Source organism: Lactobacillus delbrueckii subsp. bulgaricus, from assembly GCF_046938665.1.
Taxonomy (GTDB): Bacteria; Bacillota; Bacilli; order Lactobacillales; family Lactobacillaceae; genus Lactobacillus; species Lactobacillus delbrueckii_C.
The window spans coordinates 1-12,845 of the sequence record NZ_JBKZCD010000036.1 but is presented as its reverse complement, the minus strand read 5'-3'; the positions used below and the strand labels follow the sequence as shown (position 1 = coordinate 12,845).

8 protein-coding genes, 2 tRNA genes, 1 riboswitch and 1 other annotated feature are annotated in these 12,845 nt (G+C 50.5%); of the genes, 1 reads left to right on the top strand and 9 read right to left on the bottom strand.

The window, feature by feature from the left end:
* The 5 genes from ACLUXO_RS09730 to leuS all read right to left on the bottom strand — a co-directional run.
* Positions 1 to 198 (bottom strand): thiamine pyrophosphate-binding protein (locus ACLUXO_RS09730; RefSeq protein ID WP_412137391.1); only part of this gene is annotated, 198 nt, incomplete at its 3' end.
* Between the two features lie 222 nt (positions 199 to 420).
* Positions 421 to 1,602 carry a hypothetical protein gene (locus tag ACLUXO_RS09725; protein WP_412137390.1) on the bottom strand — a complete coding sequence of 394 codons (1,182 nt, stop codon included), beginning with the start codon at positions 1,600 to 1,602 and terminating at the stop codon, positions 421 to 423.
* 164 nt (positions 1,603 to 1,766) lie between these two features.
* Positions 1,767 to 4,181, bottom strand: a complete 2,415-nt coding sequence (ppsA, locus tag ACLUXO_RS09720; RefSeq protein WP_412137389.1) for a phosphoenolpyruvate synthase — start codon at positions 4,179 to 4,181, stop codon at positions 1,767 to 1,769.
* A gap of 385 nt (positions 4,182 to 4,566) precedes the next feature.
* The gene (locus ACLUXO_RS09715) at positions 4,567 to 6,186 is read right to left on the bottom strand and encodes a putative polysaccharide biosynthesis protein (RefSeq protein WP_412137388.1); all 1,620 of its coding nucleotides are present in this window, start codon (positions 6,184 to 6,186) and stop codon (positions 4,567 to 4,569) included.
* A gap of 94 nt (positions 6,187 to 6,280) precedes the next feature.
* Positions 6,281 to 8,695 (bottom strand): leucine--tRNA ligase, encoded by a 2,415-nt coding sequence (gene leuS, locus ACLUXO_RS09710; RefSeq protein WP_412137387.1) that lies wholly within the window; start codon positions 8,693 to 8,695, stop codon positions 6,281 to 6,283.
* A 44-nt stretch (positions 8,696 to 8,739) separates the two neighbouring features.
* Positions 8,740 to 8,922 (bottom strand) — a binding site (T-box leader).
* 70 nt (positions 8,923 to 8,992) lie between these two features.
* Here leuS and ACLUXO_RS09705 point away from each other — a divergent pair.
* The gene (locus ACLUXO_RS09705; protein WP_412137386.1) at positions 8,993 to 9,652 is read left to right on the top strand and encodes a phosphatase PAP2 family protein; all 660 of its coding nucleotides are present in this window, start codon (positions 8,993 to 8,995) and stop codon (positions 9,650 to 9,652) included.
* 54 nt (positions 9,653 to 9,706) lie between these two features.
* On the opposite strand, the gene ACLUXO_RS09700 is transcribed toward ACLUXO_RS09705, so the two are convergent.
* From ACLUXO_RS09700 to ACLUXO_RS09685, 4 genes are all read right to left on the bottom strand, one after another.
* On the bottom strand, positions 9,707 to 11,155 hold the full coding sequence (locus ACLUXO_RS09700) for an MDR family MFS transporter (RefSeq protein WP_412137385.1): 1,449 nt from the start codon (positions 11,153 to 11,155) through the stop codon (positions 9,707 to 9,709).
* A 60-nt stretch (positions 11,156 to 11,215) separates the two neighbouring features.
* Positions 11,216 to 12,412 carry a methionine adenosyltransferase gene (gene metK / locus ACLUXO_RS09695; protein ID WP_412137384.1) on the bottom strand — a complete coding sequence of 399 codons (1,197 nt, stop codon included), beginning with the start codon at positions 12,410 to 12,412 and terminating at the stop codon, positions 11,216 to 11,218.
* Positions 12,410 to 12,497: riboswitch (SMK box riboswitch) on the bottom strand. Its footprint overlaps the gene before it by 3 nt.
* 65 nt (positions 12,498 to 12,562) lie before the next feature.
* Positions 12,563 to 12,635: transfer RNA gene (locus ACLUXO_RS09690), tRNA-Val, on the bottom strand.
* Positions 12,636 to 12,638: 3 nt separating this feature from the next.
* Positions 12,639 to 12,710 (bottom strand) — tRNA-Glu (locus tag ACLUXO_RS09685).
* Positions 12,711 to 12,845 lie beyond the last annotated feature (135 nt).

The window sequence follows — 12,845 nt, the reverse complement described above, 5'->3', positions numbered from 1 at the left end:
GGTCAGCTTGTATTCTGCTGAGGCAGCCAAGGATGCGGCTTCTTCGTGACGAACTTCGATAAACTTAATCTTGTCTTGCATTTCATAGATCGCGTTCATGGTTGAGTCGAATGACCCGCCAGGGAAGCCGTAGAGGTGGTCAATGCCCCACTTGTACATAACATCTAAAACTGCGTTTGCACCCTTAATTTTTGCCATAAGTGAATCTCCTTACAATTAATTCCTTTAAAAGTTACTTACAGTAATAATTATAGACTTCTTGTAAGCGCTGTCAACATTGTGAAAAGATTAATTTTATCCAGCCTGGATATTGCCAGGACAATCTTCTGCTTTTCGCAAGCCAAAAAATACTTCTATGAATATTAGGCAAAGCTTTATTAATGAAAGCATGCAAAAAGCGGATCGTCAGATCCGCCTTTTTTAAGCTTCTTCAAATTCGATGATGCTCTTGGTTGAGATATAGGCTGGTGAAAATTCACCCCGGTTGTACTTCTCGACCTTCATGAAGCCGTCCTTGGATGAAAAGACGTATTCAGCCAGTTCTTCCAGGCTGGCAAACTGGTCAGTGTAGAAAGTCCCCTTTTCCGTAACCAGCTTCATCTTGCCGGCAAAAAGTTCCCGCCGCTTAGAGTAATTGTTGGTCCGGTTCTGGTTTTGGTAGCTATTTCTCTGGTTGTTTCTGCGCTTGCCGTAATTGCCCCGGCCCCGCTTGTCGTCGTTAGTGCGCTTTCTAACCACAAATTGCTGGTCATTGGCCGGCTCATGGCTCTTTTCGGCCTTTTCCGCCGGCTTTGCTGCTTCCTTGACTTCTGGCTTGCTAGCTGGCTTGTTGGCCTCCTCAGCCTTGTTTTCGGCTTCCTCGCTGTCGTCAAAGGCAAAAGGCAATTCAACTTGCGGGTGCTCAACCAATTTTTCCGTTGCAGGGCGCGGTGCCTTCTTGATAAAGCGCGGTCCAGCTGGCTTTTCTGCTTCTTTGACTTCTTCTGCAGCAGACTTTTCTTCTTCTACCACTTCTTCTTTGACTTCTTCCTCTGCAGTAGTCTCTTCTTTGTTTTCTTCCTCTACTTGGCTTGCTTTTTCTTGCTTTTCTTCCTCTGTAGGCTTTGCTTCTTTGACTTCAATCTCAGTTGTCTTTTCTTCAACTTCAGTCTTCTTGTCTACAGTCTTTTCTTCAGCCTTTTCTGTTGCTTTTTCTTCAGCCTTTGCTTCTTCTGCTCCGAAGTGGTCGTTGATGTACTGGATGGCGCTCGGACCCCAGTATTTCTTGTTGTGGTTCTTTTCATCAACAAAGTCTGGCTTCAAGTCCTTGTGTTCCCGCAAAAAAATCCGCAGCTTCTTCTTGCCCAGGCCAGTAGTTTCCGCCAAGGCATTGATGTCCAGCAGGCCATTGTCGGTTGCCGGCGAAGCTGCCGACTTGGGCAGGACCTTGCCCAGTTCTTGGAAAATCTGCCCCACCGCTCGCTCATCATAAAATTTATTGCCGCTGGGGTCAGTCAAAGTCGGTTTGAACTTGAACTTCATGTTGATCAGGTAGTAGACCTGCTGCTGGGAAACCTGTGCCAATTTTGCGATTTGATCCATTGAGTAGTATTGTTGTGCCATTTATCTGCTTTCCTCTTAACTTAAAGTGCTGCTTTTTACTAAAAAAATGATGATAATTCATTTTTAATTTTACGTCAAATTGGCATGAAATGCTTGATTTTTGCAATTATTCAACAAAAAAGCCGCTCCTTTTGGAGCGACTTATGGTCAAATCATCAATCTAATTACCATTCGTAGTCTTCAGTATCCTGCATCCCCAGGCCAGTTGCCTTGTCCAGCAGAATTCTTTGTTCAAAGTGCGCTACGTTGAGCTTGGTTTCCTTAACCATGTCCGGGTTTACGGAAACGTAGTCAATCCCGCTCTTAACCAGGAATTCAGTGAAGTCTGGGTATTCTGAAGGTGCCTGCCCGCAGATAGATACGGTCTTGCCATCCTTGTGGGCGGTCTTGATCAAGTGGCGGATTGCCCGCTTAACAGCCAGGTTGCGTTCGTCGTAGAGGGCGGAAACGGCATCGTTGTTCCGGTCAGTCCCCATGATCAGCATGGTCAAGTCGTTTGACCCGATTGAGTAGCCGTCAACGTACTTGTTGAACTTGTCAGCCAAAATGATGTTGGATGGAATTTCCGCCATCATGAAGACCTTGAAGTCGCGGCTGCGCTCAAGCCCTTCATCAGCCATGATCTTGGTTACCTTTTCTGCTTCTTCAACAGTTCTGCAGAATGGGATCATGACATTCAGGTTCTTCAAGCCGAATTCGTTTCTAACCTTCTTGACTGCTTCCAGTTCCAGCTTGAAGGCTTCGATGTACTTCGGGTCGTAGTAGCGGCTTGCCCCGCGCCAGCCAAGCAGATCAGCTGGTTCATGCGGTTCGTACTTGTCCCCGCCCTTCAAGTTCCGGTATTCGCTGGACTTGAAGTCAGAGAATCTCAAGACAACAGGTCTTGGGTTCATGGCCCGGCAGACCTTGCTGATCCCGTTAGCCAGTTCGTTGACAACCCGTTCTGGGTGGCCGGTTTCGATCAAGTAAAGCGGGTGCTGGTGGATGTAAGTGGTCCAGAGGAATTCTTCCCGCATCAAACCGATACCATCAGCTGGCAAAGTTGAGTACTTTTCAGCCAGGTCCGGGTCACCCAGGTTCATCATGACTCTGGTTGCCGTTGGCGGGAAGTATTCAGCTGCAGCCATTGGGGCAGTCTCAGCCTTCTTTGGCTTAACGACTTCGTCAGCCACCCCTTGGTAGACAACCCCGTTCTTGGCGTCAACCGTTACTTCCTGGCCGGTCTTCAGCAATCTGGTTGCAAAGGTCCCCCGGCTGGCAGTACCAACGATACATGGGATCTGCATTTCCCGGGAAACGATAGCGGCGTGGCAGGTCATCCCACCGTTGTTGGTAACAATAGCAGCCGCCTTCTTCATGGCTGGGACCCAGTCTGGTGAAGTCATCAAGGTAACCAGGATTTCGCCTTCCTTGAAGTCACCGATGTCCTTCGGGTCGTCAATTACGTGTACGATACCTGAAGCTACACCAGGGCTGGCTGGCAGACCCTTAACCAAAACCTTGTTGGAGCTTGGAGCCTTAGCGTCAGTTGCTTCCTTGGCGCCACCCTCCTTCTTTCTTTGTGACCAAACAGTTTCCGGCCGGGCTTGAACGAGCCAGAGCTTGTCGTCTTGGTCTCTGGACCATTCCATATCCATGTAGCAGCCATAGTGCTTTTCAATTTGTTTAGCGTAGCCGGCAAGTTCGATAACTTCTTCATCAGTCAAACATGGACTCTTGGCCACGTCTTCTGGGACATCTCTTTGTTCAACCCCGCCGCCTGGCAGACGGATCAATTCAATGTTCTTGTTGTTGATGGTCTTGCTTGCGATCTGCATGCTTTCCTTGTCAACTTCGAAGTTGTCCGGGGTAACCGTCCCTTGGACGATGTATTCACCCAAGCCCCATGAACCTTCGATCATGACCTTGGTGTCGTCACCATTGGCAACGTTGACCGTGAACATAACCCCGGCTGACTTAGAGAAGGCCATCATTTGGACAGCGGCTGACAAAGCCACCTTCTCTTGCGGGAAGTTCTGCTTGATCCGGTAGTAGGTTGCCCGGTCAGTAAACAGGGAAGCGTAGCAGTCTTGAACCTTGCGGATAACGTCCTTGCGGCTTCTAACGTTAAGGTAAGTGTCTTGTTCCCCGGCAAATGAAGCGTCTGGCAGGTCTTCGGCCGTAGCACTTGAACGAACGGCAACATATGGTTCGTTTTGTCCGGTCATCTTGGCCAGTTCGTCATATGAGTTGCCGATGTCTTCGGCTAAGTCTTCCGGCATTGGTGCCTCACGCATGATCTTTCTAATTTGGCTGCAGACCCGGTGCAGTTCTTCTGAGTCTTCCGGGTCCTTCAAAGTTGCCAGCAAGGCATTTACCTTCTCGTTCAAGCCATTGACTTCCATGAAGTGCCGGTAGCCGTGTGCGGTCGTTGCGAAACCATAAGGCACTGGCACGTCAGTACCTGAAGTCAATTCACCCAATGATGATGATTTACCCCCAACCAGGGCCACGTCAGCGCGGCGCAGTTGGTTAAACCAAAGAACGTATGCATTTTCGCGTTCTTCTTCAGTCAATTCCTTCTTGTCGTTAACTTCCATTGTTTTCACCTCATATCACTCGGCTTGTAAGCCTTTTCACTTTTCACTATTGATTATTGTCCTTTTGTGAAAAAATGTCAACAGTTTCTTACAAGTTTTTTAGGGGAATTTACTGTAACCGTTTCCTTTGCTAAGATAACAGTATTTCAAAAAAGCTTTTTTGTTAAAGGGCCGCCAACCATTGAATTGTTTTTATTCACAAACCAAAAAATACTTTTATCGAAAAATTGCTTCGTCCCTTGCCGGACCTAAGCTTTTTGCGATTTTTTTCGCAAGATTTTCCCTATGAATAAACGTTTTGGACAAAAATGAAAACGGAAAAATACCCAAAAGAGGCGCAAAAAAAGATCCTCCAAATGGAGGATCCTTAACTGGCTCTATTCTATTATCTGAACTTTTGCATGATCCGGGCTACCCGGCTGCCCAAAATGTTTTCAGCCAGGCCGGTCTTAAGACTCAAGCCCCCGTAAACAAGCACGCCGACGGCTACCGCCAGGCCGCTGAGCAGTATGGCAGACAAGCGCCGGTAAGGGCTGAGGAAGAGGCCGCCCAGCTTAACGGCAGCAAAGACCGCCGCGAACATCACTACGGAGAAGCTGGCAATCCCGATAAAGCGCCGCATGGTCCGGTCAGCCCGCCAGCGGTATTTCACGCTGAGGTGCTTGAGGGACATGGCGATGACCGCCAAAAGCCCCAGGTTGGTCGCCAAAAGCGGGCCATAGACCTTGAAAAGGCGGATCATCGGATACTGGACGATCGCTTTGATGACCAAACCAAGGATCAAGTAGCGGATGGCATACATGTTCTCGTCCAGACCCTGCAAGATGGCCATGAGGACCGTAAACATCCCCAGGCTGATGGCCGTAAAGGAGGACAAGTACAAGACATGAGCCCCCAGCCGGTCATAGCCGTAGAAAATCGTATACAAGGGATCTGAGATCGCGGCCATCCCCAGCGAAGCCGGCAATAAGACGAACAAGAAAAGTTCCAAGGTATTGCCGATCTGCCGGGAAATATCCCGGTAGTCCCTTCTGGCATGGGCCCCTGACAAAAGCGGAATAGCCGTAACCGCCATGGCCGTTGACAGGGAGACCACGATCATGATCAGCTTGTTGGCATTTAGGCCGAACAAGGCATACCAGCTTTCGATCGTGTCAAAAGGCACGTGCATGAAGCTAGCGATCATCGGGTGGAAGGTATACTGGTCCACCAGCTGGAAGATGTTGATCCCGGAGTCAATGATGATGAAGGGGATCGACTGCTGGATGATTTCAAAGAGTAGGCTGTTGGTTGAAACCTGCACCTGGTTGTTGGACTGGGCAATCAAAGGATCAACCGTCCGCTTCTGCCTAAGGTAAAAAATTACCAGCAGGCCGATGCCGAACACAGCCCCGATCGCGGCAGCCAGGTTAGACTGGGTTACCGCGTCGACATAGTTGCCGTGCTGGACCCGCATGATCACATAAGCCGTCAAAAGCATCCAGATCACCCGGGCCAGCTGTTCCACGAACTGGGACATGGCACTGGGCATCATGTCGTTGAAGCCTTGGAAATAGCCCCGCAGGATGCTCAAGATCGGAATGATCAAAACGGCCAAGGCCAGGCTCCGGATCACCGGTACTTCCTGGGGGTTAAAGCCGGACAGCGGCAGGGCCAAAAAGTACATGCAGGCCGCTGAGATAATCCCGAAGACCCCCATTAAGGCCAGGCCGTGCCTGAAGAGCTTGCGGCCGACCCCGTACTCATTCAGGGCATTGTACTTGGCGATCTGCTTGGCGATCGCCCCTGGAATGCCCGCGGTGGAGATGATAATGAACAGGCTATAGATGTTGTAGCTCTTCGCCGTCAGAGAGTTGGCCAAGTTGCCATACTTTCCCATCCAGGCATACCAAGGGATGATATAGATCGCCCCAAGAATCCGCGACAGGATCGAGCCAATAGTCATCCAGGCCGAGCCCTCTAACAACTGGGCCTGGGAGTTGGTCTGTGATTTGTTCTTTGCCATAAAACTTCCCTAATCTTTATACTTCAACCTACTATCATATTCCTGATCCAGTTTGAAATATACCATAAATTGATTTTTTAGGAAAATTTTAGATTTATTTGGCAACAATGTTCACGATCTTGTTTGGCACGACAATGACCTTCTTGATCTCCTTACCTTCCAAAAATTCCTTTACGTGCGGCAGAGCGGTTGCAGCAGCTTGGGCTTCTTCTCTGCTTGCGTCCTTAGCGATTTGGAAGTTGCCCCGCTTCTTGCCGTTGACCGTAACCGCCATTTCAACCGTGCTTTCAACCAGCTTGCTTGCGTCATAAGTCGGCCAGGCAGCAAACTGCACGCTTTCGTCGTGGCCGAAGACATGCCAGATTTCTTCCATCATGTGCGGAGCAACCGGCGCCATCAGCTTCACGAAGCCTTCAGCGTATTCCCGCGGAATCTTGTCGACCTTTTGGCAGGCGTTCATGAAGACCATCATTTGGGAAATGGCCGTGTTGAAGCGCAGTTCTTCAAAGTGTTCCGTAACAGTCTTGACCGTTTCATTGTAGATCTTGTCCAGCTTGCCGTCGTTTTCGTCAGTAATCTTTTCAGATGGGATCGGGTCCAGGTCCAAGTCGTTGACAAAAGTCCGCCATACCCGGTCAAGGAACTTCTTGACACCGGAAGGACCGTTGTCATCCCAGTCGATAGACGCGTTCAAAGGCCCCATGAACATTTCGTAAGTCCGCAGGCTGTCGGCACCGTATTCATCAACAACGTCGTCTGGGTTGACCACGTTGCCCCGGGACTTGGACATCTTTTCATGGTTCTTCAAGATCAAGCCCTGGTTGTAGAGCTTTTGGAACGGTTCCTTGGTTGGAACGACGCCCAAGTCGTAAAGGACCTTGTGCCAGAATCTAGCGTAAAGCAGGTGCAGGGTAGCGTGTTCTGCCCCGCCGATGTAAAGGTCAACTGGCAGCCACTTCTTCAAGAGTTCCGGGTCAGCCAGGGCCTTGTCGTTGTGCGGGTCAATGTAGCGCAGGAAGTACCAGCTTGAACCAGCCCATTGCGGCATGGTATTGGTTTCCCGCTTGCCCTTCCGGCCGTTTTCGTCAACAACGTTGACCCAGTCAGTCAGGTTAGCCAGCGGGCTTTCCGGAGTGCCGGAAGGCTTGATGTTGCTTTCCTTAGGCAGGCGCAGCGGCAGTTCGTCTTCTGGCACCAAAGTGGTTTCCCCATCTTCCCAGTGGATGACCGGGATTGGTTCACCCCAGTAACGCTGACGGGAGAAGTTCCAGTCCCGCATCTTGTAGTTGACCTTCTTTTCGCCGACGCCCTTTTCAGTCAGCCAGTCAACCATCTTGGCCTTGGCTTCTTCATTGCGGAGGCCATTCAAAAAGTCTGAGTTGACGTGGACCCCGTCACCGGCAAAGGCTTCCTTGCTGATGTCGCCGCCTTCAACGACTTCCTTGATTGGCAAGTCAAACTTAGTAGCGAAAGCGTAGTCTCTTTCGTCATGGGCTGGAACGGCCATAACTGCCCCGGTCCCGTAAGTTGCCAAAACGTAGTCAGAAATCCAGACTGGTACTTCTTCCCCGTTAACCGGGTTGATAGCGTAAGCACCAGTGAAGACCCCGGTCTTGTCCTTGTTCAAGTCAGTTCTTTCCAGGTCAGACTTGGATTCGATGGACTTGATGTAGGCGTCAACGGCTTCCTTTTGCTCTGGAGTGGTGATTTCCTTAACCAGTTCGTTTTCCGGGGCCAAAACCGTGTATGAGCAGCCAAAGAGGGTGTCCGGCCGGGTAGTGAAGATGGCAAAGCTCTTGTCTGAGTCCTTGATCTTGAAGGTTACCTGGGCACCAACTGAGCGGCCGATCCAGTTTCTTTGCATTTCCTTGATCGGTTCCGGCCAGTCCAAGTCGTCCAGGTCGTCCAGCAAACGGTCAGCGTAAGCAGTGATCTTCAGCATCCATTGCCGCATCTTGCGCCGGTAGACCGGGTAGCCGCCCCGTTCAGTCTTGCCGTCGATAACTTCTTCGTTAGCGACAACCGTGCCCAGGTCTGGTGACCAGTTAACCGGTACTTCAGCTTCATAGGCCAGGCCCATCTTGTACATCTGTTCAAAAATCCACTGGGTCCACTTGTAGTAGTCCGGGTCAGTGGTCTTGATTTCCCGGTCCCAGTCATAGGAGAAGCCCAAAGCTTGCAGCTGCTTCTTGAAGTGGGCAATGTTTTCGTCGGTGAAAGTTGCCGGGTCGTTACCCGTTTGCAGGGCGTATTGTTCTGCCGGCAGACCGAAGGCATCCCAGCCCATTGGGTGCAAGACATTGTAGCCTTGGGCCCGCTTCATTCTGGCCATGATGTCAGTAGCGGTGTAGCCTTCCGGGTGACCAACGTGCAGGCCCTTGCCAGATGGGTAAGGGAACATGTCAAGAACGTAGTACTTTGGCTTCTTTGGGTCAGTCCCTGTCTTAAAAGTCTTGTTTTCCAGCCAGTACTTTTGCCACTTCTTTTCGACAACTTTATGGTTGTACATCTGATCGATCCTTTCCTAAAAACAAAAAAACGCCCTATGTTCAAACATAGGACGAATTGTTTCGCGGTACCACCTAAGTTCCACGCTTTCGCGTGACACTCAAATGTTTCTTAAAGCGAAACAACACTTTGGCATTGTCCGGGTGAGTTCAAAATTCCTCTTTCAAGCCTCGCAGCTACCGGCTCTTCTCTGAAGAAAGAAAAATTTCTACTACTCCCTGCCCTTTATTATTTTCTCGATAACGATTATACTTTACCACATGGCTAAAATTTTACAAGGGAGAAAAATTAAAAACAATTGAATACGAAAGAAAATAAAGTTAATTATCAGCCGCTTTTAATTTTTGGTGGCGCCTTCAGCTTCTTTTTTGCCTTTTGGGTTTACCTGATTGCCAGCAAGAATCCCTTTATCAAGACTTTTGATACGGTAGTCTACAATGCAATCAGAAACAACAATCCGGTCGAAAAGCAGCTGGTCTTTTACTGGACCCAGCTGGGCAATACCTTGACAATCATAGTCTTTACCGTGGCCCTGGTTCTTTTCCTGGTCTACCGGCGAAATTACATCCATGCTGCTTTTGCCAGCTTGACCATGATCGCGGCTAATGCCTGCAACTCGATTATCAAGAACATCATTCAGCGCCAGCGGCCCCGGATGGACAAGGCGGTTCACGCCGACGGCTTCTCCTTCCCGTCCGGCCACTCGGTCGGTTCCATGACCCTGGCCCTGGTCTTGATCGCCTTGATCGTCGTCTTGGTGAAAAAGAAGCCGGTCAAGACCTGGTTGATCGTCTTCTGCGTCTTCTTCACCCTGTCGATTGGCTTTACCAGAATGTACCTGCACGTTCACTGGCCAAGCGACGTCTTGGGCGGCTGGTGCGAGGGCCTGGCCTTCAGTTCATTGGCCAGCTGGCTCTTTTTCAAGGCCTTAGACAAAAAGCATAAACTAAATCCTTAATAAAAAATCTGCTCACATGCCGTGAGCAGATTTTTGTTTGCGTTCATATTTTTACTAGTCCCTCTTTTGCCGGTAGATATGGTTGAAGACCACAGACAAAAGCAGGGCAATCAGAGAAACGATGTAGATCCCCCGCATGGCTGAGTGCAGGATCTCCCGCAGAGGGGCCAAAACGGCCGGATCCAGGCTTTTAGCCTGGACTGGGGAGACAATCTTGTTCATCATCTCGCTGGTCAAGGAAGGGTGTTTTTGGAGCCCGCTGGCCACGACTGCGTTAAAGGTCATCCCATAGAAGACCATCATGACAGTTTGGCCCAGGTACTTCATCAGAGTGTTAAAGGAAGTTGCCACCCCTACCTGGCTCTTGTCAACCACCATCTGGGCCCGGACCTGGCTGGCCGTGGCAATGCTGCCGAAGCCGATCCCGTTGAAGACGGCAATCAAGCAGAAGACCCAAAATGGCGTGTAGGTCGGAATCAGGATGAAGGCCTGGTCTGCCCCGATTAAGAGCAAGAGTGACGCGTCAAAGTACTTCTGCGTCCCCCACCGGCCCATAAGGTCGCCGGCTAAAAAGGACCCGCAGACCCACAAAAGGGAGCTTGGCGTAATGGCGAAGCCGGCGATTGAAGCGCTGACCCCGTTGATCCCCTGCAACCAGGTCGGGATGTAGAATTCAAAGCCGATCACGACCCCGGAAACCAGGAGCTGCAAAATGTTGACCGCCAGAAATTCCTTGTCTTTTAAGATGCTGAAAGGAATGATCGGGTCAGCGGCTGTTTTTTCCACCTTGGTAAAGGCCCAGAGGCTGACCAGCATAATTGCTGCTAAAAGCAGCAGAGTCCAGTTGAAGCCTTTTTCCAGCCCCTGCAAAAGCAGCATCAAGGATAAAAGGAAGATAACCAGGCTAAAGCTGCCCTTGAGGTCGATCTGTAATTTATTTTTAGCAAAATCTTCATGCAGGTAAAAGGCAACCAGCAAAAAGGCGAGCAAGCCAATCGGCACATTGATCATAAAGACCCAGTGCCAGGACAGCTTTTGGACGATAAAACCGCCCAAAAGCGGGGCGATAACCGAAGCCAGGCCCCAGAAGCCCGAAGTCAGGCCCAGCATTTTAGCCCGCTTGTCAATATCATACATGTCCGCTAAAACCGTCACCCCGGCTGTCTGGATAGCCCCTGAACCAAGCCCCTGCAGGACCCGGAAGATGATCAATTCCACCATCGAGTGCGAGAAGCCGCAGAGGGCTGACCCGATCACGAAGAGTCCAATACCAAATAAAAAAACTGGCTTGCGTCCTACGCTATCAGCCAGTTTCCCATAAATCGGCGTTGAGACTGCCGTCATCAGCAGAAAGACAGACACCACCCAGCTCATGATTGCCAGCCCGTCCAAATCGGCGATAATGGTTGGCATCGCGGTCGACACAATCGTGCCTTCGATCGCGGACATAAAAGTGGTGATAAAGACAGCGAGCGTGACCATTTTCACGTTTGTTTTCTTCATTCTTTTCTCCAACGAAATTTATGTTACGTTAATGTCTTACGTGTATTCAATTGTAAAAAATTACTTGCGGTCATTGACAAAAGCCTGGAGGGCTTCCGCCTTGTCGGTCTTTTCCCAAGGCAGGTCGACGTCGGTGCGGCCAAAGTGGCCGTATGCAGCCGTCTGCTTGTAGATTGGCCGGCGCAGGTCCAGCATCTTGATGATCCCGGCTGGGCGCAGGTCAAAGTTGGCCCGGACAGCTTCAGTCAAAAGCTGGTCGCTCACCTTGCCGGTCCCGGCAGTATCAATCATGATGGAAACCGGGTGGGCCACCCCGATGGCGTAGGCCAGCTGGACTTCACAGCGGTCAGCCAGGCCAGCGGCGACAATGTTTTTAGCCACGTAGCGGGCAGCGTATGAGGCGCTTCTGTCGACCTTAGTGGCGTCCTTGCCGCTGAAGGCACCGCCGCCGTGGCGGGCATAGCCGCCGTAAGTGTCAACGATGATCTTGCGGCCGGTCAGACCGGCGTCCCCCTTCGGCCCTCCGATAACGAAGCGGCCGGACGGGTTAATCAGGTACTTGGTCTCGTCATCCAAGAACTTGTCTGGAATGACTTCCTTGATCACGTCGTGGACCATGGCCACCCGGATCTCTTCATTAGTCACGTCAGGACTGGTTTGGGTTGAGATAACGACCGTGTCCACCCGCTTAGGCTTGCCGGCGTCATCGTATTCCACCGTGACCTGGGCCTTGGCATCTGGCCGCAGCCAAGGGAAGGTCCCCTCTTTTCTCAGCTGGGCCACTTTGCGCATCAAGCGGTGGGCCAGGGAAATCGGCAAAGGCATCAATTCCGGCGTTTCGTTGATGGCGAAACCAAACATAAGCCCCTGGTCACCAGCCCCAATCTGGTCGAGTTCATCGCTGCCCCCTTCTTCCCGGACTTCCAAGGCTTCATCAACCCCGCCGGCGATGTCAGGCGACTGCTTGTCCAGCGCTACTAAAACGGCGCAGTTGTCGGCGTCAAAGCCCAGGTCTGGGTCATTGTAGCCGATCTCACGGATCGTCTTGCGCGCTACCTGCTGGTAGTCAACATTAGCCGTAGTCGAGATTTCCCCGAAGAGCAAGACCAAACCGGTGGTTACAGAAGTCTCACAGGCCACGTGGGCTTGCGGATCCTGGGCGAGTACCGCGTCCAGGATAGCATCGGAGATCTGGTCAGCGACCTTGTCCGGATGTCCTTCTGAAACTGATTCTGACGTAAATAAGTGCTTTTCCATCTATGTGTGTCCCCCTATAGACTAGCTACGCGGTTACAAGGCATCTTCACCAATTTGGTGAATCCTATCAGGACTTGTAACAAATAACATTTTAAACATGTTCAGTTTTTTGTAAAAAAAAAGATTACCGTCCGGTAACCTTCTGAACAATGGAGGATACAGGGCTCGAACCTGTGACCCTCTGCTTGTAAGGCAGATGCTCTCCCAGCTGAGCTAATCCTCCAGATGACCCGTACGGGATTTGAACCCATGTTACCGCCGTGAAAGGGCGGTGTCTTAACCACTTGACCAACGGGCCTTTTCATAAGCACGTTTACTAGTATACAGCAATTCCCGGTCAATGCAAGCTTTTTTCGGGAAAAGTTTTCAGAAAAAATAGAAAAGCTTAAAGAATAGACAAAAGAGGAAAGAAATAAAAATAGAAAACAAAAAA

What these genes read in the sequence shown, in the direction of transcription:
- ACLUXO_RS09725 (WP_412137390.1), bottom strand. Translation starts at nt 1,602, where the DNA reads ATGGCACAACAATACTACTCAATGGATCAAATCGCAAAATTGGCACAG.
- ppsA (WP_412137389.1), bottom strand. Translation starts at nt 4,181, where the DNA reads ATGGAAGTTAACGACAAGAAGGAATTGACTGAAGAAGAACGCGAAAAT.
- ACLUXO_RS09715 (WP_412137388.1), bottom strand. Translation starts at nt 6,186, where the DNA reads ATGGCAAAGAACAAATCACAGACCAACTCCCAGGCCCAGTTGTTAGAG.
- leuS (WP_412137387.1), bottom strand. Translation starts at nt 8,695, where the DNA reads ATGTACAACCATAAAGTTGTCGAAAAGAAGTGGCAAAAGTACTGGCTG.
- ACLUXO_RS09700 (WP_412137385.1), bottom strand. Translation starts at nt 11,155, where the DNA reads ATGAAGAAAACAAACGTGAAAATGGTCACGCTCGCTGTCTTTATCACC.
- metK (WP_412137384.1), bottom strand. Translation starts at nt 12,412, where the DNA reads ATGGAAAAGCACTTATTTACGTCAGAATCAGTTTCAGAAGGACATCCG.